The organism is Pseudomonas sp. SBB6, assembly GCF_024213215.1.
GTDB lineage: Bacteria > Pseudomonadota > Gammaproteobacteria > Pseudomonadales > Pseudomonadaceae > Aquipseudomonas > Aquipseudomonas donghuensis.
This window is the reverse complement of record NZ_JANAVH010000007.1, coordinates 199,425-222,216: the sequence shown is the minus strand read 5'-3', so window position 1 is coordinate 222,216 and position 22,792 is coordinate 199,425. Positions and strand designations below refer to the sequence as shown.

The following is a 22,792-nucleotide window of genomic DNA, read 5'->3' as shown; positions in this document are numbered from 1 at the left end:
GCCCCGTGCGGCTTTCGCCGCAGGTCACTTCCGTTGTTTTGAAAAACCGGTATGGCTGATCTGCGGTCTGTTGCAAAAAGGTAGTCAAACATGAGCGCTAGGCACTTTCTCTCCCTGATGGATTTCACACCCGACGAACTGCTCAGTGTGATCCGTCGAGGTATCGAGCTGAAGGACCTGCGTAACCGCGGCGTACTGTTCGAACCACTGAAAAACCGCGTGCTGGGGATGATCTTCGAAAAATCCTCGACCCGCACCCGCCTGTCGTTCGAAGCCGGCATGATCCAGCTCGGTGGCCAGGCCATCTTCCTCTCGCCACGGGACACCCAGCTAGGCCGTGGCGAACCGATCGGCGACTGCGCCATCGTCATGTCGCGCATGCTCGATGCGGTGATGATTCGTACCTTTGCCCACAGCACCCTGACCGAATTCGCCGCCAACTCACGAGTGCCCGTCATCAATGGCCTGTCCGACGACCTGCACCCGTGCCAGTTGCTGGCCGACATGCAGACCTTCCTCGAACACCGCGGCGCCATCCAGGGCAAGACCGTGGCCTGGATCGGCGATGGCAACAACATGTGCAACAGCTATATAGAGGCGGCCATCCAGTTCGACTTCCAGCTGCGCATCGCCTGCCCGGCCGAATTCGAGCCCAATGCGCAGTTCCTGGCCCAGGCCGGTGACCGCGTGCAGATCTTCCGTGACCCCAAGGATGCGGTGCAGGGCGCCCACCTGGTAAGCACCGATGTCTGGACTTCCATGGGTCAGGAAGAGGAAACTGCACGGCGTCTGGCCTTGTTCGCGCCTTACCAGGTAACCCGCGAACTGCTCGACCTGGCAGCACCCGATGCCCTGTTCATGCACTGCCTGCCCGCTCACCGCGGCGAGGAAATCAGCCTGGACCTGCTTGACGACCCCCGTTCGGTCGCCTGGGACCAGGCCGAAAACCGCTTGCATGCACAGAAGGCGCTTCTCGAATTTCTTGTTGAACCGGCCTATCACCACGCATGAGTCAACCTTTACTGCTTAACCTGCGCGAGCTCGCCTGTGGCTATGGCGAGCAGCGCATCGTCCAGAACCTCAACCTGCACCTGAACGCCGGCGACATCGGTTGCCTGCTGGGCTCCTCGGGGTGCGGCAAGACCACCACCCTGCGCGCCATTGCCGGTTTCGAGCCGGTGCACGAAGGCGAGATCCAGCTGGGTGGCGAGGTCATCTCCAAGGCCGGATTCACCCTGGCCCCGGAGAAACGCCGGATCGGCATGGTGTTCCAGGACTACGCGCTGTTCCCGCACCTGACCGTGGCCGAGAATATTGCCTTTGGTATCGGCAAGCACCCGCAACAGCGCCAGGTGGTCGAAGAGATGCTCGAGCTGGTCAAGCTCGGCGGCCTGGGCAAACGCTACCCCCACGAGCTTTCCGGCGGCCAGCAGCAACGTGTGGCCCTGGCCCGCGCGCTGGCGCCCGAACCGCAACTGCTGCTGCTCGACGAACCGTTCTCCAACCTCGATGTGGAGCTGCGCCGGCGCCTGAGCCATGAAGTGCGCGACATTCTCAAAAGCCGTGGCACCAGCGCGATCCTGGTCACTCACGATCAGGAAGAAGCCTTCGCCGTCAGCGATCACGTCGGTGTATTCAAGGAAGGTCGCCTGGAGCAATGGGATACCCCCTACAACCTCTACCACGAACCGCTGACACCATTCGTGGCCAGTTTCATTGGCCAGGGCTATTTCATTCGCGGCCAGTTGACCAGCCCTGAATCGGTACGCACCGAACTCGGTGAGCTGCGCGGCAACCGTGCCTACACCCTGACGCCTGGCAGCGCCGTGGACGTGTTGCTGCGCCCGGATGACATCATCCATGCGCCGCACAGCGAGCTGAAGGCGTTGATCGTGGGCAAGAGCTTCCTCGGTGCCTCGACCCTGTATCGCCTGCAACTGCCTACCGGCAGCCAGCTGGAAGCGATCTTCCCGAGCCACAACGACCATCAGGTCGGTGCCGAAGTAGGGATTGAAGTGGCGGCGGATCACCTGGTGGTGTTTGCCGTACCGGGCAGCGTGGCGGCGCAGTTGCCGGTGCCGGAGAACGGCGTTCGCCGGTACAGCTCGGCGGTCTGATGCAGGGCCAATCGCGGGGCCTGTGGGAGCGGGCTTGCCCCGCGATGCTTCTAAATCATCAAAACCCCACTGGCCACCAGCCTGGCATACCCAGCAATCTTCACCCGCGCCCCCTCCAGCCGGCAGAACAACTCCCCGCCGCGACTCGAACACTGAAACGCCCGCAGCTCGCGCTTGCCCAGGCGCTGCGCCCAGTACGGGATCAGGCTGCAATGGGTAGAACCTGTCACCGGATCCTCGGGAATACCGATTCCCGGTGCGAAATAACGCGAGACAAAATCGTGCTCGATACCGGGCGCGGTGACGATCACCCCGAGCCCCGGTAATTGCGCCAGCGCCACCATGTCCGGCGTACAGGCACGCAACACCTGCTCGGATTCGACCCGCACCAGCAGTTCATTGGTTTTCCAGACTTCCAGCACCGGGCAGCCCAGGGCTTGAGCCACCGGCACCCCGTCATTCAAGGGCTGCGGCTCGACCCGCGGGAAATCCAGCTGCAAACGCCCGCCTTCGCGGCTTACGCTCAGCGGGCCGGATTTACTCTGGAACAGCAGCCGCTCCCCCGGCTCTTTATAGACCTCCAGCAACACATGAGCGCTGGCCAGAGTCGCGTGGCCACACAGCGGCACTTCGGTGGTCGGGGTGAACCAGCGAATCTGCCAGCCTTCGGCATGGGGAACGACGAACGCAGTCTCGGCCAGGTTGTGTTCGGCGGCGATCTGTTGCATCAACTCATCGGCGAGCCAGCGCTCCAGGCGATAGACCATGGCCGGGTTGCCGGCGAAGGGACGGTCGCTGAAGGCATCGACCTGATGGAACTCAAGCTGCATGGGACAGATCTCTCGGTGGCGGGCGACAAAGCATGCCCGCCAAGTCGCAAAGACCGACAGAGACAGAATCAACCGATTTTGAGCATACAGATGTCAGTCACGGCCAATGGCGGCGAATATGCCCTGGGTATGCTCGGCCAGCACCGCAGCCGCCAGTTCGACTTCCAGCCCTCGGCGGCCAGCACTGACGAAAATTGTTTCAAAGGATTCAGCGGTTTCGTCAATGAAAGTGCGCAGGCGCTTCTTTTGCCCCAGCGGGCTGATCCCGCCCAGCAGGTAACCGGTCGAACGCTGGGCCGCCGCCGGATCCGCCATCTCGCATTTCTTCACCCCGGCAGCATGGGCCAGGCCCTTCAGGTCCAGGCTACCGACCACCGGCACCACCGCCACCAGCAGCTCACCCTTTTCGCTACTGGCCAGCAAGGTCTTGAACACCCGCGCAGGCTCAAGGTTGAGCTTCTCCGCCGCTTCCAGCCCGTAGGATGCTGCCTTGGGGTCATGTTCGTAACTGTGGATGTGGTGTTCGGCGCGAACCTTTTTCAGCAGATCCAGGGCGGGGGTCATGCAGGACTCCAGACAGTAGGGTGAATGCCATTTCGCTGGCTACTTTAGGGCAAAACCCCAACCGCAACCAACGCCCATCACCGTCACCCATAGTCAGATTGTGAATGGTGGTTCACTTTCGACCTTTGACATAATCGTTTCTTGTCTATATTTTTTCGATTCTGAATATAGTTATGCCCCGATAAGGTGCATTTCCTGCCGCCGCCCGACCGAAATGGGGATTTCTGTCGGGCTTTTGTCGAGCGCTCACTGCGCCTCACAACAACAAGAACCGAGGTAACGAATGACGACTGCTCTGAGACAACCAACACTTTCAAGCCAATGCATGGCCGAATTTCTCGGCACTGCGCTGCTGATCTTTTTCGGCACCGGCTGCGTCGCTGCGCTCAAGGTGGCGGGTGCCAGCTTTGGCCTGTGGGAAATCAGCATCATCTGGGGCGTCGGCGTGAGCATGGCGATCTACCTCACCGCAGGGGTTTCCGGTGCGCACCTGAACCCGGCGGTGAGCATCGCCCTGTGCCTGTTCGCCGGTTTCGAGAAGCACAAACTGCCGCTCTACATCGTCGCCCAGATTGCCGGCGCCTTCTGTGGCGCTGCGTTGGTTTACACGCTGTACAGCAACCTGTTCTTCGATTTCGAACAGGCCCATGAAATGATCCGTGGCAGCCAGGCCAGCCTCGAGTTGGCCTCGGTGTTCTCCACCTACCCGCACCCGGCGCTGTCCACCGGCCAGGCCTTTTTGGTCGAAGTGATCATCACCGCCGTACTGATGGCGGTGATCATGGCCTTGACCGATGACAACAACGGCCTGCCGCGCGGCGCCATGGCGCCCCTGCTGATCGGCCTGCTGATTGCCGTGATCGGCAGCGCCATGGGCCCGCTGACTGGCTTTGCGATGAACCCGGCGCGGGATTTCGGGCCCAAGCTGATGACCTTCCTCGCCGGCTGGGGCGAAGTCGCCTTTACTGGCGGTCGTGATATTCCCTATTTCCTGATTCCGATTTTTGCGCCGATCATAGGCGCGAGCCTTGGGGCCGCCCTGTACCGCGGCGTGATCGCCCGCAACCTGCCGGTTGCCGAGAGCGAAAGCGCCCAGACCGACGCCAACCCTCAGGGCAAGACCCAGGCATCCTGATGTCTGCAGTGGCGAGCCAGGCTCGCCCCGCCCTGATCTCCACCCTATTAAGTGCAAGGCCAACGACATGACAGACACCCAGAACAAGAACTACATCATTGCCCTGGACCAGGGCACGACCAGTTCGCGGGCCATCATTTTCGACCGTGACGCCAACGTGGTTGGCACCTCGCAACGCGAATTCGCACAGCATTACCCACAAGCCGGTTGGGTCGAGCACGACCCCATGGAAATCTTCGCCACCCAGAGCGCGACCATGGTCGAAGCCCTGGCCCAGGCAGGCCTGAGTCACGACCAGGTAGCCGCCATCGGTATCACCAACCAGCGTGAAACCACCGTGGTCTGGGACAAGGAAACCGGCCGCCCGGTGTACAACGCCATCGTCTGGCAATGCCGGCGCAGCACCGAGATCTGCGAACAGCTCAAGCGTGACGGCCTGCAAGACTACATCCGCGAGACCACCGGCCTGGTCACCGACCCGTACTTCTCCGGCACCAAACTCAAGTGGATCCTCGACAACGTCGAAGGCGCCCGCGAGCGCGCCGAGCGTGGCGACCTGCTGTTCGGCACCGTCGACAGCTGGCTGATCTGGAAATTCTCCGGTGGCAAGGTCCACGTCACCGACTACACCAACGCCTCGCGCACCATGCTCTTCAACATCCACACCCTGGAGTGGGACGAGAAGATGCTTGAAGTGCTGAACATCCCGCGGCAGATGCTGCCCCAGGTGCGCAGCTCCTCGGAAGTCTACGGCCGCACCAAAAGCGGTATCGCCATTGCCGGTATCGCTGGCGACCAGCAAGCCGCGCTGTTCGGCCAGATGTGCGTGGAACCGGGCCAGGCCAAGAACACCTACGGCACCGGCTGCTTCCTGCTGATGAACACCGGCGACAAGGCGGTCAAATCTTCCCACGGCCTGCTCACCACCATCGCCTGCGGCCCTCGCGGCGAAGTGGCCTACGCCCTGGAAGGCGCAGTCTTCAACGGCGGTTCCACCGTGCAGTGGCTGCGTGACGAGCTGAAGATCGTCAACGACGCCCACGACACCGAATACTTCGCCAGCAAGGTCAAAGACAGCAACGGCGTGTACCTGGTACCGGCCTTCACCGGCCTTGGCGCACCATACTGGGACCCCTACGCCCGTGGCGCGCTGTTTGGCCTGACCCGCGGGGTCAAGGTCGATCACATCATCCGCGCGGCGCTGGAGTCGATCGCCTACCAGACCCGCGACGTGCTCGACGCCATGCAGCAGGACTGCGGCCAACGCCTGAGCGAGCTGCGGGTGGATGGTGGCGCGGTCGCCAACAACTTCCTCATGCAGTTCCAGGCCGACATCCTCGGCACCTGCGTCGAACGCCCGCAAATGCGCGAAACCACTGCCCTCGGCGCTGCCTACCTGGCGGGCCTGGCCTGCGGTTTCTGGAGCAGCCTGGATGAACTGCGCGGCAAGGCAATCATCGAGCGCGAGTTCAACCCGCAACTGGATGAAGTGCAGAAAGAGAAGCTGTACGCCGGCTGGCTGAAGGCAGTGGACCGCACCCGCGATTGCTTGAGGCGACTGGCCGTCAGACAAATCCTCCGGCATCATGGAGAAATTTGCCCGGCTGCCCAAAAGGACCGCCCATGAATCTCCCCCCTCGCCAACAACAAATCCTCGAACTGGTTCGCGAACGCGGCTATGTCAGTATCGAAGAAATGGCGCAGTTGTTCGTCGTTACCCCGCAAACCATCCGTCGAGATATCAACCAACTGGCAGAAGTTAATCTGCTGCGTCGCTACCACGGTGGCGCGGCTTACGACTCCAGTATCGAAAACACCGCCTACGCCATGCGCGCCGACCAGATGCGCGACGAGAAGCAGCGCATCGCCGAAGCGATCGCCGCACAGATTCCCGACCACGCCTCGCTGTTCATCAACATCGGTACCACCACCGAATCCATCGCCCGCGCCCTGCTCAACCACAACCACCTGAAGATCATCACCAACAACCTGCACGTGGCTTCGATCCTCAGTGCCAAGGATGATTTCGAAGTGCTGCTGGCCGGCGGTAATGTGCGCCGTGACGGTGGCGTGGTCGGCCAGGCCAGTGTCGACTTCATCAACCAGTTCAAGGTCGATTTCGCCCTCGTCGGCATCAGCGGCATCGATGAAGACGGCAGCCTGCTGGATTTCGACTACCAGGAAGTACGGGTATCCCAGGCGATCATCGCCAATGCCCGCCAGGTCATCCTCGCCGCCGACTCAAGCAAGTTCGGCCGTAACGCCATGGTGCGCCTGGGTTCCATCAGCCTGATCGACTGCCTGGTGACCGACCAGGCGCCAGTGCCCGCCCTCACCCAGCTACTCAACCAGTACAAGATCCGCCTCGAAGTGGTCTGAGCGGCCACGAGCTGCCATCGCAACGATGGCAGCTCGAATGTTCGTTATTTTTCATTTATTTGTCATCTGATCAGTATTTTCTATGAAAAGTGACTGGCGAGCAGCATTTTGTTGCGCTAGTATTTTCGAAAATGAACATCGATGTTCAGATTCGATGTCGGAAAGACCTTCAGGAGGCCACCCGTGTCCCAATCCAGCGTGTCATCGCCCGCCCTTGCCGAAATTTATGACCTCGCCGTAATCGGCGGCGGCATCAACGGCGTGGGGATTGCCGCCGATGCAGCCGGACGCGGTCTTCGCGTGTTCCTTTGCGAAAAGGACGACCTGGCCAGCCACACGTCCTCGGCCAGCAGCAAGCTGATCCACGGCGGCCTGCGCTACCTGGAACATTACGAATTCCGCTTGGTGCGCGAAGCCCTGGCCGAGCGTGAAGTGCTGCTGGCCAAGGCGCCGCACATCGTCAAGCCGATGCGCTTCGTGCTGCCGCACCGCCCGCACCTGCGTCCGGCATGGATGATCCGCGCCGGCCTGTTCCTTTACGATCACCTGGGCAAGCGCAAGCAGCTCGGTGCTTCGCGCAGCTTGCGTTTCGGCCCGGGCAATCCGCTCAAGCCGGCAATCACCCGCGGTTTCGAATATGCCGACTGTGCTGTCGACGACGCCCGCCTGGTGGTGCTCAATGCCATGGCCGCCCGTGAGAAAGGCGCCGACATCCGCACCCGTACCCGTTGCGTCAGCGCCCGTCGGGTCGATGGTGTATGGAACGTGCAACTGGAAAACGCCGACGGCAGCCAGCAGTCGATCCGTGCCCGCGCGCTGGTCAACGCTGCTGGCCCGTGGGTAGCCAAGTTCATCCAGGATGACCTGAAGCTCGACGCGCCCTACGGCATTCGCCTGATCCAGGGCAGCCACCTGATCGTGCCCAAGTTGTACGACGGCGAACATGCCTACATCCTGCAAAACGAAGACCAGCGTATCGTCTTCGCCATTCCGTACCTGGAACGCTTCACCCTGATCGGCACCACCGACCGCGAATACACCGGCGACCCGGCCAAAGTGGCAATCACCGAGGGCGAGACCGATTACCTGCTGAAAGTGGTCAACGAACACTTCAATCACCAGCTCAGCCGCGCCGATATCCTGCACACCTATTCCGGTGTTCGTCCGCTGTGCAACGACGAGTCCGACAACCCGTCGGCCGTCACTCGCGATTACACCCTGGCGCTGTCGGCCAGCACTGGCGAAGCACCGCTGCTGTCGGTGTTCGGCGGCAAGCTGACCACCTACCGCAAACTGGCCGAGTCGGCGATGACCGAGCTGGCACCGTTCTTCCCGCAGATGCGCGGCAGCTGGACGGCTACCGCGCCACTACCGGGCGGTGAAGACATGAGCACCCCGCAAGCGCTGGTCGACGCCATCCTGGCCCGCTGCGGCTGGCTGCCGGCCGAGATCGCCAAGCGTTGGGCACGTACCTACGGCAGCCGCGTCTGGCGCTTGCTCGAAGGCGTGCAGGGCCCGCAGGACCTGGGCGAGGCCATTGGTGGCGGCCTGTTCAGCCGTGAGGTGGACTACCTGTGCAGCGAAGAATGGGCGGTGAATGCCGACGACATCCTCTGGCGCCGGAGCAAGCTGGGCCTGTTCACGACCGCTACAGAGCAGCAGGCTTTGCAGGAGTACCTTCAGCGCCTGGAACTGAACCGCGCACGCGTACAAGCTGCCTAGTCGCTGACCAACATCGCGGGGCAAGCCCGCTCCTACACTGGGAGCGGATTTGCCCCGCGACGCGGCTCATCATTCGGTTTTCCGAACGTTAAACCCCGCTGCATTCGGCCATCCGGACGAATCCTACCTCCCGCAAATCGTCAAAAAAGATTAATCCCCAGATTTTTCATGGCGTTATGATCGAAATCAGCGCTTGGCACGAGTCATGCTCTACACTCAGTACCCGAATGCGCAAAACGCTTCACTGCAGTGTTCGCTGAACGAAAGAGCCCGCCAACGGCTCCATAAAAAAAACAACGTCGAGGAAATTTTGATGCGTATCGTTCCCCATCTGTTGGGCGCCGCTGTTGCGGCCGCTTTGATCAGCACGCCAGCCTTCGCTGCCGAACTGACCGGCACCCTGAAAAAGATCAACGAGTCGGGCACCATTACCCTGGGGCACCGCGACGCTTCCATTCCGTTCTCCTACATCGCCGACGCTTCGGGCAAACCCGTCGGTTACTCCCATGACATCCAGCTGGCAATCGTCGAGTCCCTGAAAAAGGACCTGAACAAGCCGGACCTGAAGGTCAAATACAACCTCGTCACCTCCCAGACCCGTATCCCGCTGGTCCAGAACGGCACCGTTGACGTCGAGTGTGGCTCGACCACCAACAACGTCGAGCGCCAGCAGCAAGTGGCCTTCTCGGTCGGCATCTTCGAAGTCGGTACTCGCCTGCTGACCAAGGCCGAAGACGGCAAGCCGGAAAACGCCAAGTACAAGGACTTCCCGGACCTGGCCGGCAAGAACGTGGTGACCACCGCCGGTACCACTTCCGAGCGCATCCTCAAGGCCATGAACGCCGACAAGCAGATGAAGATGAACGTCATCTCGGCCAAGGACCATGGCGAGTCGTTCCAGATGCTTGAGTCCGGCCGCGCCGTGGCTTTCATGATGGACGACGCGCTGCTCGCCGGTGAAATGGCCAAGGCCAAGAACCCGAAGGGCTGGGCCATCGTCGGTACGCCGCAGTCCTATGAAATCTACGGCTGCATGGTCCGCAAGGAAGACCCAGCGTTCAAGGCTGCGGTCGACAAGGCCATCGTCAACCTCTACAAGTCGGGCGAGATCAACAAGATCTACGACAAGTGGTTCAACCAGCCAGTCCCGCCTAAAGGCCTGAACCTGCAGTTCCCGATGAGCGACGAGCTCAAGGCGTTGATCGCCAATCCTACCGACAAAGCTGCAGACGAAAAGAAGTCCTGATCCCCAGCTAGTTAGTGTCTAACCTTTCATCCGAGGGCGCCCTGCGCCCCCGGATGCTCGAAGGTGCCCGTGAAATAACTGATCTGAGGGGAGATCCCGATGAATTACAACTGGGACTGGGGCGTATTCTTCAAGTCCACCGGCGTGGGCAGCGAAACCTATCTGGACTGGTATCTCACCGGCCTGGGCTGGACCATCGCCATTGCCATCGCCGCCTGGATCATCGCATTGCTGCTGGGTTCGGTACTCGGCGTCATGCGCACCGTGCCAAACCGTCTGGTGTCGGGCATTGCCACCGCCTACGTGGAACTCTTTCGTAACGTACCGCTGCTGGTGCAGCTGTTCATCTGGTACTTCCTGGTACCGGACCTGCTGCCCGAGAACTTGCAGGAGTGGTACAAGCAGGACCTCAATCCGACCACCTCGGCGCTGATCAGCGTGGTCGTCTGCCTGGGCCTGTTCACCGCCGCCCGCGTTTGCGAGCAGGTGCGTACCGGTATCCAGGCGCTGCCCCGCGGCCAGGAAGCCGCCGCCCGCGCCATGGGCTTCAGCCTGCCGCAGGTGTACTGGAACGTGCTGCTGCCGCAAGCCTACCGGATCATCATTCCGCCGCTGACCTCGGAATTCTTGAACGTGTTCAAGAACTCCTCGGTGGCCTCGCTGATCGGCCTGATGGAACTGCTGGCGCAAACCAAGCAGACCGCCGAGTTCTCGGCCAACCTGTTTGAAGCCTTCACCCTGGCCACCCTGATTTACTTCACCCTGAACATGGGCCTGATGCTGCTGATGCGCATGGTCGAGAAGAAAGTCGCCGTGCCTGGCCTGATCTCCGTGGGGGGCAAATAATGGACTTCAGTGGAATCATCCCTGCCCTGCCGGGCCTGTGGAACGGCATGGTCATGACCCTGCAACTGATGGTCATGGGCATTGTCGGCGGTATCGTGCTCGGCACCATCCTGGCGCTGATGCGCCTGTCGTCGAGCAAGCTGCTGTCGAACTTCGCCGGCGCTTACGTCAACTACTTCCGTTCCATTCCGCTGCTGCTGGTCATCACCTGGTTCTACCTGGCGGTGCCGTTCGTACTGCGCTGGATCACCGGCGAAGACACCCCGGTCGGGGCCTTCACCTCCTGCGTCGTGGCGTTCATGATGTTCGAGGCGGCGTATTTCTGTGAAATCGTCCGTGCCGGCGTGCAGTCGATCTCCAAGGGCCAGATGGGCGCAGCCCAAGCCCTGGGCATGACCTATGGCCAGACCATGCGCCTGATCATCCTGCCCCAGGCGTTTCGCAAGATGACCCCGCTGCTGCTGCAGCAGAGCATCATCCTGTTCCAGGACACCTCGCTGGTGTACACCGTCGGCCTGGTCGACTTCCTCAACTCGGCACGGGCCAGTGGCGACATCATCGGGCGCTCCAATGAGTTCCTGGTGTTTGCCGGCGCCGTGTACTTCGTCATCAGCTTCTCCGCTTCCTTCCTGGTCAAGCGTCTGCAGAAAAGGATAACCGTATGATCTCCATCAAGAACGTCAACAAGTGGTACGGGGACTTCCAGGTTCTGACCGACTGCAACACCGAGGTCAAGAAAGGCGAAGTGGTCGTGGTCTGCGGCCCGTCGGGCTCGGGCAAGTCGACCCTGATCAAGTGCGTCAACGCCCTGGAGCCCTTCCAGAAGGGTGACATCATCGTCGACGGCACCTCGATTGCCGACCCCAAGACCAACCTGCCCAAGCTGCGCTCGCGGGTCGGCATGGTGTTCCAGCATTTCGAGCTGTTCCCGCACCTGACCATCACCGAGAACCTGACCATTGCCCAGCGCAAGGTGTTGGGCCGCAGCGAAGCCGAAGCGACCAAGAAGGGCCTGGCCCTGCTCGAGCGCGTCGGCCTCAGCGCCCACGCCAAGAAGCACCCGGGGCAACTGTCCGGTGGCCAGCAGCAGCGTGTGGCCATCGCCCGCGCCCTGTCGATGGACCCGATCGTCATGCTGTTCGACGAACCGACCTCGGCACTGGACCCGGAAATGGTCAGCGAAGTACTCGACGTAATGGTCGAACTGGCCCACGAAGGCATGACCATGATGTGCGTGACCCACGAAATGGGCTTTGCCCGCAAGGTCGCCAATCGGGTGATCTTCATGGACAAGGGCAGCATCATCGAAGACTGCACCAAGGAAGAGTTCTTTGGTGACCAGAGCGTACGCGACCAGCGTACCCAGCACTTCCTCAGCAAGATCCTGCAACACTGAGGTGATCATCACGCTCTGTCCGGTGTACGCCGGCAGAGCGTGCTGGTCGTACCAAGGCTACTGTGATGAAATGCGACCCTACGCTCTTTCGCCCTGCCAAGCCTGCCCTTGCCGTGAAACCCCGTCTGATCCGCCAACTGCTGTTACCGCCACTGATCATCCTGCTGATGATCGGCCTGGGTGTGGCCGGCTTCATGATCAGCGAACACAACGGCATCCGCACCTTGAGCGAAAACGGCGAGCGCCAGCTCGAGCTGCACGCACGCGCAGTCGAGAGTGAAATCAGCAAGTACACCTACCTGCCAAGCTTGCTGGAGCTGGAAAACAGCGTTTCCGGCCTGCTTACCGAACCCGACGGCGAACACCGCCAGGCGGTCAACGAATACCTCGAAGGCCTGAACCGGCGCAGCCGCAGTCGGGCGATCTTTGTCCTGGACACCAGCGGCCGGGTCCAGGCCACCAGCAACTGGCGCGATGTCGACAGTTTCCTCGGCGAAGACCTGTCGTTCCGCGCCTATTTCCAGGATGCCGTACGCGGTCAGCCCGGGCGCTTTTATGGCATTGGCAGCACCACCGGCGAGCCGGGCTATTTTCTTGCCCACGGCCTGGAAGAACACGGCAAGATCATTGGCGTGGCGGTGATCAAGGTGCGCCTGGAAGCCATGGAAGAACGCTGGCAGCGGGCCCGCCTCGAGGCTTTTGTCAGCGACGAGAACGGCATCATCATCCTCTCCAGCGACCCGGCGCGGCGACTCAAGTCGGTGCGCCCGCTGACCCCGGAAATCAAGGAACGCCTGGCCCGCAGCCTGCAGTATTACTGGTGGCCGCTGAATGAACTGCAACCGCTGTCGCGGGAAAAAATCGCCGACGGCGTCGAGAAGCTGAGCTTCCCGGCCAATGCCGAACTCGGCGATGGCCGCCGCGAAGTGGCTTATCTGGCGCAAACCCGGCGCCTGAGCGACACGCCCTGGCACTTTACCTTGCTCACGCCCTTGCAGGACCTGCGCCGCGAATCCATGGTCCAGGGCATTCTGGTCGGCGTTGCCTTGGCCTTGCTCGCGATCTTGCTGATCGCCTGGAACGAACGGCGCAAGGTGATCGCCACCCGCCTGGCCGCCCGTGAAGCACTGGAAGAGGCCAACAGCCAGCTGGAACGCAAGATCGCCGAACGCACTGCCGACCTGCGCGCCAGCAACGAACGCCTCAAGGGCCAGATCCGCGAACGCCGGCATGCCGAACAGACCCTGCGCCACGCCCAGGATGAGCTGGTCCAGGCTGGCAAGCTGGCGGCCATCGGCCAGATGTCGACGAGCATTGCCCATGAACTGAACCAACCGCTGGCCGCCCTACGCACCTTGTCGGGCAACAGCGTGCGCTTCCTCGAACGTGGCGCACTGGAAACCGTCAGCACCAACCTGCGCACCATGAACGACCTGATCGACCGCATGGGTCGCATTACCGCCAGCCTGCGCTCCTTCGCCCGCCGCGGCGAAGACAGTGGCAAGGCCTCGCTGGGCAAGGCCGTCGAAGCCTGCCTGCAGGTGCTGGGCAACCGCATCGCCGGCTGCCACCTGCAGTTGCACAGCAATTACGCGGACCAGAAGCTGGCCATCGACCAGACCCGCCTGGAGCAGATCCTGGTCAACCTGATCGGCAACGCCCTTGATGCCATGGCCGCGCAACCCATGCCGCAGTTGTGGCTGGAAGGCGAGTTGCAGGGTGACAAGTACCGCCTGCGGGTGCGCGACAATGGTCACGGCATCGATGACGAAACGCGCAAGCACCTGTTCGAACCGTTTTTCACCACCAAACCGGGAGAGCACGGCCTGGGCCTGGGCCTGACCCTGTCTGCCAGCCTCGCCGCCGCCGCCAGGGGCAGCCTCAGCGTCGAACACCCCGCCAGCGGCGGTACCGCGTTCGTGCTCAGCCTGCCGCTGGTCAATGCCCCCACAGAATCAGCCGAGTCCCTATGAACCAAGCGCCCCTTACCGTCCTGATCGTCGAAGACGACCCGCATGTGCTGCTCGGCTGCCAGCAGGCGCTGGCCCTGGAAGACATCGCCTGCGAAGGCGTCGGCAGCGCCGAAGAAGCCCTGCAGCGTATCGGTGATGACTTCGCCGGCATCGTCGTCAGCGATATCCGCCTGCCCGGCATCGATGGCCTGGAACTGCTCAGCCGCCTCAAGGCCCGCGACCGCAGCCTGCCGGTGGTGCTGATCACCGGCCACGGTGATATCGACATGGCGGTCGGTGCCATGCGTAACGGCGCCTACGATTTCATGGAAAAACCCTTCGCCCCGGAACGCCTGGTCGAAGTGGTGCGTCGTGCGCTGGAGCAACGTGGCCTGTCCCGTGAAGTGTTCGCCCTGCGCCGCCAACTGGCCGGGCAAAGCACCCTTGAAGGGCGGATCATTGGCCGCTCGCCAGCCATGCAGAACCTGCGCGAACTGATCGCCAACGTCGCCGATACTTCAGCCAACGTACTGATTGAAGGCGAGACCGGCACCGGCAAGGAACTGGTCGCCCGCTGCCTGCACGATTTCAGCCGCCGCCAGGGCGCACCGTTCGTGGCGCTCAACTGCGGCGGCCTGCCGGAGAACCTGTTCGAGAGCGAGATCTTCGGCCACGAGGCCAACGCCTTCACCGGTGCCGGCAAACGCCGGATCGGCAAGATCGAGCACGCCAACGGCGGCACCCTGTTCCTCGACGAAGTCGAAAGCATGCCGCTCAACCTGCAGATCAAGCTGCTGCGGGTACTGCAGGAACGCACCCTGGAGCGCCTGGGTTCGAACCAGAGCATTGCCGTGGACTGCCGGGTGATCGCCGCAACCAAGTCCGACCTCAACGCCCTGGGCCAGAGCGGGCAGTTCCGTAGCGACCTGTACTACCGCCTCAACGTGGTGACCCTGGAGCTGCCGCCCCTGCGCGAGCGCCGCGAAGACATCCTGCAACTGTTCGAGCACTTCCTGCAGCAATCGTCCCTGCGTTTCGACCGGGAAACCCCGCAACTGGACAGTCAGACCCTGTCGCGGCTGATGGCTCACGACTGGCCGGGCAACGTGCGCGAATTGCGCAACGTCGCTGAACGCTACGCGCTGGGCTTGCCGGCGTTCAAAAAGGCCGGGGCCAGCGCCAACCAGGGCCTGGGCTTTGCCGAGGCGGTCGAGGCGTTCGAGCGCAACCTGCTCAGCGATGCCCTGCAGCGTACCGGCGGCAACCTCAGCCAGGCCAGCCAGGAGCTGGGCATGGCCAAGACCACGCTGTTCGACAAAGTGAAGAAGTATGGCCTGGGCTAACCCGGTGCTGAGACGGAATGACACGTGGACCTGATACTCAAAGCCTGCCTGGGCGCTGCCGTGGTGGTGATCCTTGCCGCCCTGGCGAAAACGCGCAACTACTATATTGCCGGCCTGGTGCCGCTGTTTCCGACCTTCGCCCTGATCGCCCACTACATCGTCGGCAAGGGCCGGTCACTGGACGATTTGAAGACCACCATCCTGTTCGGCATGTGGTCGATCATCCCCTACTTCGTCTACCTGGCGGCGTTGTACCTGCTGGTCGACCGGCTGCGCCTGGAGGCGTCGCTGGCCCTGGCAGCCGTGGCCTGGCTGGTGGCGGCGACGGTGCTGGTGGGTGTCTGGGTAAGGCTGCATTGAGCGTCTGGCTTTATCGCGGGGCAAGCCCGCTCCTACCCCCGCGATCAATACACCGCCAGGTGGGTATCGGCCAGCCGTTGAGTCTTCAGATAGGGCAGCACCGCACCCAGCAACGGCCCTTTGAACCGCTCCTGAAAGCGATGGGCCAAACCTGGGATCAGCTGCAACTGGCTGCCCTTGATATGTGCTGCCAGGTGCACACCGTGCATCACCGGCAGCAGCGGGTCGGCGGTACCGTGCACCACCAGGGTTGGCAGGCGCAGGTTGTTGAGTAACTGGACGCGGCTTTGCTCGGCCAGGATCGCCATGATCTGGCGCTTGACCCCCTCGGGATTGAAAGCGCGGTCATAGGCAATCGCTGCCTGTTCGAGCAGCGCCTGGCGGTCATCCTCGACCTCGGGGCTACCCAGGGCCGCCAGCAGGTCGGCCTGCTGCTCAAGCGCCACCTCGCGATTCGGCGCGCCACGCCGGGCCAGCAACTGCACCAGTGCCGGGCTCGGTGCCGGCAAGCCCTGGGCACCGGAACTGGACATGATCAAGGTCAGGCTCTCGACCCGCTCCGGCGCCTGCGCCGCCAGGTGCTGGGCGATCATCCCGCCCATGCTCACGCCCATGACATGAAAGCGCCGCACCTGCAGGGCATCCATCAGCCCCAGGCCGTCTTCGGCCATGTCGCTCAGGGTGTAAGGCGCGGCCACCGGCAGGCCGAGCTTGTAGCGCAGCAGCTCGAAGGTCAGGTTGGCGCCGGTGGGGGCCTGGTTCCAGCTGGACAGGCCGACATCGCGATTGTCGTAGCGGATCACCCGAAAGCCCTGCTGACAGAGGGCGACCACCACTTCATCGGGCCAGTGGATCAGTTGCCCGCCCAGGCCCATGACCAGCAGCAAGGCCGGGTCCGAATCGCGGCCGATACTCTGATACGCCAGGCTGACCTGCGAAAGCTCGACCCGTTCAGTCGGCACATTGACGTCGCAACGCGACGCCGCAAAAGAAGGAATGGCGCACATCAACGCCAGAAAAAAAGCAAAAGCCCGCATGAGCGAAACACCAGAATGCAAATCCCCAGTAGAGCGCGAGTCTGATGAACTTCGTTCAAGCGCGCTGCCACAGTTGCGTGACAGTTTGATGAATGGCGCCCAACGGTATTCAGCAATATGTACCGCAGCGATCAACACGGTTTCCTGCCCAATGTTGAATGCCATTACCGGCATTACCTGAATCAGGAAACCTGCGATGAGTGAGCTACCTGAAACACTAGAAAGGCTGTCTCTATCCCCTGTCGAATTTGTTGCCGACCGGTCAACTGCGTCGGTCATACCCACCGCCATCGTCAGACGCTGGGAAGATCATCTGCAAACCTTCAACACCTTGCTAGCCGAAGCGCCAGGCGTTCACCAGGCATTACTCGGGCTGGTGCGCACACAACTGCGCGCAGACCCGGTTACCACCGCCCTGCGCTTTCAGGTGGGCACCGGGGGGCATACTTCGGATGTCAGCCTGGTCGCGCTTGCCGCACATGTTCGCCATCACCCACAGGCCCCCGCCGACCTGGACGATACGGCCCAGGTCGTGGCCCTGGACAACCGCAGCCCGCTCCTGCACCTGACACCCACGCAACTACTGGCTCGCGTCGCCAGCCTGGACATCGTTGGTGCTGTCCGCCAGCAATGGAACAGCTACTGGCAAGCACGGGCCAAAGGTACGCCGGTCAGCCGCCGCACCCACGCCCATAACCAGTACCACGGCCTGCTCAGTGCACGCTGGGAAGCGGCGCTGGCAGCAGGTGAGTTCAATGCCCAGCAGCAACGTCCGGTCAACGGCGTGCTGGCCAATCCTGAGTGGTTACGCCTGGACAACAAGCAGCTCTATTTGCAGACACCCTCCCTGGCAGGAAAAGCAGTGGCTGGCGCGCTGCTGTTCAGTGTCGAGAATGAGCCTGGGCTAGTTCTCTACAGACCTGGCAATCAACCTGCATTCACTGCCTATGAGACGCACCAAGCGCTGACAGACGCTCTGATGGAACACGCCGGCGACTCGACGGACACCGTGAGTTTCCAGAACCACGACACCCTCTCGGCCGGGTTCACCACACTGTTCGACAGCTTGCTCGATGCGCGATTGAAGGCTCTGGACCATGACCCAGGCGCCGATATCCGACAATACGCTGAACTCGCCCTGTCCCTTATCCATTGGGTCGATCGCGAGCAACGCAATCCATCCGTGCTTCATCCCCCTCCTGTGCTCGTGGAAGAAGACCACGAAGCGGTGCCACAGCCCTCGTTTTTTGACTTCGGCAATCTGCGAGTCGACATTCCCTACCCTGTACGCTTGCAGCAGATCAACCGGCAAAGGCATCTACTGGACAGCATTACCGAGCAAAATCTGCAATCGCTGCAAGATCAGCATAACGCGCTGGTCGCCGCCTGCGAGGATGCTGAAAAGGCCGCTGAACAACAGCTACTGGTTGACGCATGGCGCACGGATGAAACGCCCACGGCCGCTGGCGACCTGATCGCAGCCCATCATAAAGGCCTGCGCGCTCATGCTCGCCTGCAGAACCTGCTGGGGCAGCTCGATAACGAGGAGTTGCGCTGGATAGAAAGCCTGCTCGACGCCCCCGACACCTTTCCGAGCCTGGGCTCGAGCATTACCGCCGCCCATCCGCTACTGAATACCACCAGGGTTCAACAAGGTACTGAGACTGTAACCAGCACCGTTGTCCAGGACTGCATTGTCGTGACGCTGCAGGAACAGAATGCGCAGCACAGCCTGCTACTGTATTGGCCAGGCGAACAGGGAGGACTGCTACGTTGCGCCAACCAGAGTGAATTAGAGCGATGCTTCGGCCTCTCTGATTCAAGCCAGCAGTCGTTGAGCCTTTCGGCCATAACCGGTGATGTGCTGGCCAAGGTGCTGACTTACCACCTGACCCGCTGCAAGGCAGCGGCCCAAACCAGCGCGTCGGCATCGGCAAGCACTGCGGATGATTCGCTTGCACGTATTCGAGAGTCGCTCACGCACGCCTTGCAGGTTCCGCGTCATGCCGCACGTGAATATGCCTTCGGCCTGATGAAAGAGCAGCAAGCCAGCGCCACCTTGAGCAGCGTCTCCTTCCCCTGGCTGACAGGCCTGACGACGCCCATTCGAGCGGCCCTGAAATCGGACATGCTGGCGTATATCGACGCCATGCGTCGCTCCCAGGCACTGATCGCCCGCGATCTGCCTCATCTCTCGCTGTTTTGCCGTCAACACATCTACAGTCGCCTGGTGCAGGATTTCCCGAACTACGACGGCAGCCCTATCAGCATTGACCTGCCGAAGAGTACGTCCAAACGCAAAGAGCCTATCGCCGGCAGCGGTGCCCCTGGTGTTGCGTACCAAGAAGTGTTGGTGGCCAGTGACGAGCGGGAGGTCCTGAGCCTGGAAACGCTGCTCCTGGAGCACATCGATGATGCGATGAAAGGCCGACTGCAGTTCATGACTTTGCACATAGCAACGTCGCAGCCATTGCTTGAACAGGCACTGCAAGGCGGTATCAATGCTGCGTATCTAGTGGCGCTAACCCAAGATCTCGACCTGGCCCAGAAACGCGAAGACATGATTCTTGCCGCCTATCGTGGCACCCACGAAGATTCCTTCGCCCGCCAGTTTCGCCGTGAATGCCTGGGTGCCCCCTTGCGTCTGATGCTCAAGATGCAAAGTACCCACGCCAGGGCAACCGGCGATATCAACGCCCAGGGACAGGCGATCTTCGACATCGCCATCGATGCCGACAGCGCTGAAGCCTTTCTGGCCGATGGTCACAGCATTCGTCTGATCCCCGCCCGGCTCACCGCGGGTGGGGAAGATACCGAAGGATATGGTGTAACCCTTTCCGGCGTGACCTTCGTTACCGACGAAAAAAGCGACACGACCTTGCTCTACCGCCCTGATCATCCGAAAAAATACCTGCGCCAGTACTCCAGTCTGGAAGATGCCCGCATGGGCTTGTACGAGTTGATCAAGCAAAGCGCAGAGATCGATTACCTGGCCGACCGTGCCTTGCTGGGCGACCCGGACACACACAAGTCGCGCATGCGCCAGGCCATAGGGCATCGCTTCAATGGCATCATCGGACTAGGATCGGCGTGGCCATCGACCACCTCGCTTGCCCAGCACCTGCTTGACGCCCAAGGCGGCCGGGTACTGGAGGCTCATCGCGCGACATCGCGATCGAACAATCAGCTATGGCTGGAAAACTTCGCCTACCAGAGCGGCATGATCTTCAACTACATCAAGATGGCGCTAGGCTTCGTTCCGGGGGTCGGCATTCTTATCAGCACCTACGACTATTACCAGGCCAGCTTCAACGCTGCCGCTGCATTGGTGCGCGGTGAGGTAGGCAAGGCACTGGATGAACTGGAGCAAGCGTTGCTGGCGTTCATTGATGGTGCAATGGACATACTGCCGGGCGTCGTCGTCAAGTCCAGCGCTGCACGACAGTTTGCCCGTCAACGTCAGTTGCTCAAGCTACTCAAAGGCCCCAAGGCGGGATTCCGGCCCGGCTCCCCCAGTGCCCCCAAACGCCTGGCACGTTTCGACGGTTATGAGTATCAGACGCCGCTGTCGCTAAAAGGCATACAACCGGGGCTCGTAGGCAAGTACCGTGGCATCTACCGCCACGCAGAAGGGGATTTCATCCTGGTTGAGGATCGTCCTTGCCAGGTTGAATGGCTTGAAACGGAACACACCTGGCGCCTGCGCGGCAACGCGCGCAAGACCTGGAGAAAAAACATCGACCTGGATGAAAATGGCCAGTGGGATACCCATTACGCACTGTACGGCGTCCACCTGCAAGGCGGTGGCGCGGGTGGAGGGCAAACACTCGGGCGCCTGGCCGATCAGTTGGAGCCCTATTGGCCAGCGGCCATTCGCGAGCGACTGCCGCGCACCTGGGTGGACCGCCACTATCGTCGCCAACGCATGCTGACGGCAAAGTCCCTGGAGGAGGAAGCTCGGTTTCAAACTGCATTGGCACGCACCAACGCTAGTTTCGAGGTGTTCGCGAACGCCAGCCTACAAGCCCGGCAGGCTTCACTGGCGACAATGAAAGCAAACTGCCAGGCAGATATAGCAGCGGCGAAAAAGGCTTATAACACCTGGGATGAGTTACAAAAAATCAGTCTCAGGGCGGAAAAGCAAAGGTCCCTAACGCAGAAGGCACGTACAGCCAAAGTTATATGTGATCGAACACTGAACTTGATCAACCTGTCCAAGGAGGAGACGTTGCGCAACCTCTATGCATCACTGACGATTCGCGTACGTCTGGAGGGCCTGAACGATCTTGTTGATCAAGCCCCCCTGTTGCGGGAACTGCGCAGCAAATCGCTGAAGATCGTGGATGCCAAGCAGCAGATGCTTGAGCAAAAGCGGGAACTCGACATCTGGTTCCCATTGGCGACTGCTCCAACTCAACCTCAAATAAGAAACCGCGCAGCAGATTTCAGGAAACGGCTGGCGGACATCAAGTCGGAGTTTTCCGACCGCATCCAGGCCGCTCAACGCCTCGAGGGCGACCCCATCCTATTCGACACACGATTGAATGAAGCCAATAGCCAGTTCTCGGAAAGCCTCTCAAGCCTGGGAGGACGCTTTGAAGGCACGGCAGAGTACCTGCAGGAGTTCGCAAGTCACGAGTTACTCAGAAGCGCGTACCAGCGGCTGGAAAAACGCCTCAATGACGCGTTCTTCACCTTCCACAACACCTCGCACCTGATGGTCCTGGCGCAAAAATACGCCAATACCTCAGTCATCGCAGATTTCTACACAGGGCGATTACGAACCATCGAAGACGAAGTGAAAATGATGCACGGGACCTTGTCGGAATTGTCAGAAGTACAAAGCAGTGCAGCTCAACGTCGAACGATCCAAACCGAAGCCCAACGCATCTACCGCCAGTACACACTTGAACTGCAAAGCACCCGCGCCAGCTTTCCCGAGTTGTTTGACGAACACTACCTGGAGAAGCTGTACGACAACCTCGACAAACTGATCCAGCAGGCCGACAAGGCAATCCAGCGCTTGCCCGGCCTACGCCCTGATCGCAGGCAAAACAGTCGCCCGCGACTGTTCCAGGCAGAGGACAACCGCTTTTACATCGGTGATTACACCCCTGCCCAAAACAATGCTCCAGAACGGATTACGGTGCGTGACGCCGACGGCAGTGCCGTCAGGCGTTTTGAACCTGCGGGTGAACGCTGGCGGCCACAGGCGCTTGCGAGGCCGGCACGACCTCATGAACTGCGCAACCTCAAGCAGACCGCTACACAACTGATCCAAGGGCTGGACAGTTTCCGTCAGCGGGTGCGTGGCTATATCAGATCAGACACCCTGCCGGCGGACCTTGAAGACATGATGATCGCCAAGGCCAATGAGCTTGAAAGCTGTGCAGCGCGAATCGAAGCGCTAGGCGGCAACGCGACGGATACGCAAGCACTGCGCACCCAGGCGGCACAATTGCGCCGGGATGGCATCCAGCTGCGCATTGAGCAGATAAAGGACAGCCCTCGCCCCAATGAAGGCCATCTTGCCTACCTCGATGATCAGCAGCAGATCAGCATTCGCAAGCTGGGAGAGCGCCAGATGCTCAAAGCCCGCGACTACCTGCAGGAGTACGAGATTCGTGACTTGAAATCTGCCGGCGAGCCTGTGCTGTGGTATGCACACTTCCATTACCGCAGCCTGGATACGCCGTTCGAGAACTCCAGTGCCGCCCATCTCAAACGGGTGGTGGACCGCAAGAAGGGGCCGCAGTGGCAGCAAGCCCAGGCCAGTGCCGGTAGCATGCCGGACGACATCTGGCGTGGCGCCATAAACCAGCGAACCGCAAACCGGTATTTCGCCGGTCTGTAATCTCTAACTGC

Annotated in this window: 18 protein-coding genes; 15 read left to right on the top strand and 3 right to left on the bottom strand. The window is 61.2% G+C overall.

Going from position 1 to position 22,792, the window contains the following annotated elements:
* The first annotated feature begins 90 nt into the window (after positions 1-90).
* Together argF and NLX68_RS16080 are read left to right on the top strand one after the other, a co-directional pair.
* Positions 91-1,011: an ornithine carbamoyltransferase gene (gene argF, locus NLX68_RS16085; protein ID WP_254284780.1), complete on the top strand. Its 921-nt coding sequence runs from the start codon at positions 91-93 to the stop codon at positions 1,009-1,011.
* Positions 1,008-2,117 (top strand): ABC transporter ATP-binding protein, encoded by a 1,110-nt coding sequence (locus NLX68_RS16080; RefSeq protein ID WP_134061536.1) that lies wholly within the window; start codon positions 1,008-1,010, stop codon positions 2,115-2,117. The genes argF and NLX68_RS16080 overlap by 4 nt, the downstream gene beginning before the upstream one ends.
* A 50-nt stretch (positions 2,118-2,167) precedes the next feature.
* On the opposite strand, the gene NLX68_RS16075 is transcribed toward NLX68_RS16080, so the two are convergent.
* Positions 2,168-2,947, bottom strand: a complete 780-nt coding sequence (locus NLX68_RS16075) for a PhzF family phenazine biosynthesis protein (RefSeq protein ID WP_254284779.1) — start codon at positions 2,945-2,947, stop codon at positions 2,168-2,170.
* A 93-nt stretch (positions 2,948-3,040) separates the two neighbouring features.
* Complete coding sequence (ybaK, locus tag NLX68_RS16070; RefSeq protein WP_254284778.1) at positions 3,041-3,511, bottom strand: Cys-tRNA(Pro) deacylase; 471 nt, start codon at positions 3,509-3,511, stop codon at positions 3,041-3,043.
* 283 nt (positions 3,512-3,794) lie between these two features.
* On the opposite strand from ybaK, the gene NLX68_RS16065 reads away from it, so the two are divergent.
* From NLX68_RS16065 to NLX68_RS16015, 11 genes are all read left to right on the top strand, one after another.
* Positions 3,795-4,646: an MIP/aquaporin family protein gene (locus tag NLX68_RS16065; protein WP_254284777.1), complete on the top strand. Its 852-nt coding sequence runs from the start codon at positions 3,795-3,797 to the stop codon at positions 4,644-4,646.
* Between the two features lie 67 nt (positions 4,647-4,713).
* Positions 4,714-6,273 carry a glycerol kinase GlpK gene (gene glpK, locus NLX68_RS16060; RefSeq protein ID WP_254284776.1) on the top strand — a complete coding sequence of 520 codons (1,560 nt, stop codon included), beginning with the start codon at positions 4,714-4,716 and terminating at the stop codon, positions 6,271-6,273.
* Positions 6,270-7,025: a DeoR/GlpR family transcriptional regulator gene (locus NLX68_RS16055; RefSeq protein ID WP_010221027.1), complete on the top strand. Its 756-nt coding sequence runs from the start codon at positions 6,270-6,272 to the stop codon at positions 7,023-7,025. Before glpK ends, NLX68_RS16055 begins: the two co-directional genes overlap by 4 nt.
* Before the next feature lie 183 nt (positions 7,026-7,208).
* Positions 7,209-8,747, top strand: coding sequence for a glycerol-3-phosphate dehydrogenase (gene glpD / locus NLX68_RS16050; RefSeq protein WP_254284775.1), 1,539 nt, complete (start codon positions 7,209-7,211; stop codon positions 8,745-8,747).
* 313 nt (positions 8,748-9,060) lie between these two features.
* Positions 9,061-9,993 carry a glutamate/aspartate ABC transporter substrate-binding protein gene (locus NLX68_RS16045; protein WP_254284774.1) on the top strand — a complete coding sequence of 311 codons (933 nt, stop codon included), beginning with the start codon at positions 9,061-9,063 and terminating at the stop codon, positions 9,991-9,993.
* A gap of 99 nt (positions 9,994-10,092) precedes the next feature.
* Positions 10,093-10,839, top strand: a complete 747-nt coding sequence (locus tag NLX68_RS16040) for an amino acid ABC transporter permease (protein ID WP_010221024.1) — start codon at positions 10,093-10,095, stop codon at positions 10,837-10,839.
* Positions 10,836-11,504, top strand: a complete 669-nt coding sequence (locus tag NLX68_RS16035; protein ID WP_166675653.1) for an ABC transporter permease subunit — start codon at positions 10,836-10,838, stop codon at positions 11,502-11,504. The genes NLX68_RS16040 and NLX68_RS16035 overlap by 4 nt, the downstream gene beginning before the upstream one ends.
* Complete coding sequence (locus tag NLX68_RS16030) at positions 11,501-12,235, top strand: amino acid ABC transporter ATP-binding protein (protein WP_254284773.1); 735 nt, start codon at positions 11,501-11,503, stop codon at positions 12,233-12,235. Before NLX68_RS16035 ends, NLX68_RS16030 begins: the two co-directional genes overlap by 4 nt.
* A 65-nt stretch (positions 12,236-12,300) precedes the next feature.
* Positions 12,301-14,208: an ATP-binding protein gene (locus NLX68_RS16025; RefSeq protein WP_254284772.1), complete on the top strand. Its 1,908-nt coding sequence runs from the start codon at positions 12,301-12,303 to the stop codon at positions 14,206-14,208.
* Positions 14,205-15,530 carry a sigma-54 dependent transcriptional regulator gene (locus NLX68_RS16020; protein WP_302056222.1) on the top strand — a complete coding sequence of 442 codons (1,326 nt, stop codon included), beginning with the start codon at positions 14,205-14,207 and terminating at the stop codon, positions 15,528-15,530. Before NLX68_RS16025 ends, NLX68_RS16020 begins: the two co-directional genes overlap by 4 nt.
* A 33-nt stretch (positions 15,531-15,563) precedes the next feature.
* Positions 15,564-15,890 (top strand): GlpM family protein, encoded by a 327-nt coding sequence (locus NLX68_RS16015; protein ID WP_162471122.1) that lies wholly within the window; start codon positions 15,564-15,566, stop codon positions 15,888-15,890.
* Between the two features lie 44 nt (positions 15,891-15,934).
* Here NLX68_RS16015 and NLX68_RS16010 read toward each other — a convergent pair whose 3' ends face one another.
* On the bottom strand, positions 15,935-16,927 hold the full coding sequence (locus tag NLX68_RS16010) for an alpha/beta fold hydrolase (protein ID WP_254284771.1): 993 nt from the start codon (positions 16,925-16,927) through the stop codon (positions 15,935-15,937).
* On the opposite strand from NLX68_RS16010, the gene NLX68_RS16005 reads away from it, so the two are divergent.
* A complete protein-coding gene (locus tag NLX68_RS16005; protein WP_254284839.1) occupies positions 16,887-17,108 on the top strand; it encodes a hypothetical protein in 222 nt (73 codons plus the stop codon). The genes NLX68_RS16010 and NLX68_RS16005 overlap by 41 nt on opposite strands.
* Before the next feature lie 15 nt (positions 17,109-17,123).
* Positions 17,124-22,781, top strand: coding sequence for a DUF6543 domain-containing protein (locus NLX68_RS16000; protein ID WP_254284770.1), 5,658 nt, complete (start codon positions 17,124-17,126; stop codon positions 22,779-22,781).
* Positions 22,782-22,792: the final 11 nt, after the last annotated feature.

Excerpts from the sequence above, each read along its gene's own strand:
- argF (WP_254284780.1), top strand. The coding sequence starts at position 91 with ATGAGCGCTAGGCACTTTCTCTCCCTGATGGATTTCACACCCGACGAA.
- NLX68_RS16080 (WP_134061536.1), top strand. The coding sequence starts at position 1,008 with ATGAGTCAACCTTTACTGCTTAACCTGCGCGAGCTCGCCTGTGGCTAT.
- NLX68_RS16075 (WP_254284779.1), bottom strand. The coding sequence starts at position 2,947 with ATGCAGCTTGAGTTCCATCAGGTCGATGCCTTCAGCGACCGTCCCTTC.
- ybaK (WP_254284778.1), bottom strand. The coding sequence starts at position 3,511 with ATGACCCCCGCCCTGGATCTGCTGAAAAAGGTTCGCGCCGAACACCAC.
- NLX68_RS16065 (WP_254284777.1), top strand. The coding sequence starts at position 3,795 with ATGACGACTGCTCTGAGACAACCAACACTTTCAAGCCAATGCATGGCC.
- glpK (WP_254284776.1), top strand. The coding sequence starts at position 4,714 with ATGACAGACACCCAGAACAAGAACTACATCATTGCCCTGGACCAGGGC.
- NLX68_RS16055 (WP_010221027.1), top strand. The coding sequence starts at position 6,270 with ATGAATCTCCCCCCTCGCCAACAACAAATCCTCGAACTGGTTCGCGAA.
- NLX68_RS16045 (WP_254284774.1), top strand. The coding sequence starts at position 9,061 with ATGCGTATCGTTCCCCATCTGTTGGGCGCCGCTGTTGCGGCCGCTTTG.
- NLX68_RS16040 (WP_010221024.1), top strand. The coding sequence starts at position 10,093 with ATGAATTACAACTGGGACTGGGGCGTATTCTTCAAGTCCACCGGCGTG.
- NLX68_RS16030 (WP_254284773.1), top strand. The coding sequence starts at position 11,501 with ATGATCTCCATCAAGAACGTCAACAAGTGGTACGGGGACTTCCAGGTT.
- NLX68_RS16025 (WP_254284772.1), top strand. The coding sequence starts at position 12,301 with ATGAAATGCGACCCTACGCTCTTTCGCCCTGCCAAGCCTGCCCTTGCC.
- NLX68_RS16020 (WP_302056222.1), top strand. The coding sequence starts at position 14,205 with ATGAACCAAGCGCCCCTTACCGTCCTGATCGTCGAAGACGACCCGCAT.
- NLX68_RS16005 (WP_254284839.1), top strand. The coding sequence starts at position 16,887 with ATGGCGCACATCAACGCCAGAAAAAAAGCAAAAGCCCGCATGAGCGAA.
- NLX68_RS16010 (WP_254284771.1), bottom strand. The coding sequence starts at position 16,927 with ATGCGGGCTTTTGCTTTTTTTCTGGCGTTGATGTGCGCCATTCCTTCT.
- NLX68_RS16000 (WP_254284770.1), top strand. The coding sequence starts at position 17,124 with ATGAGTGAGCTACCTGAAACACTAGAAAGGCTGTCTCTATCCCCTGTC.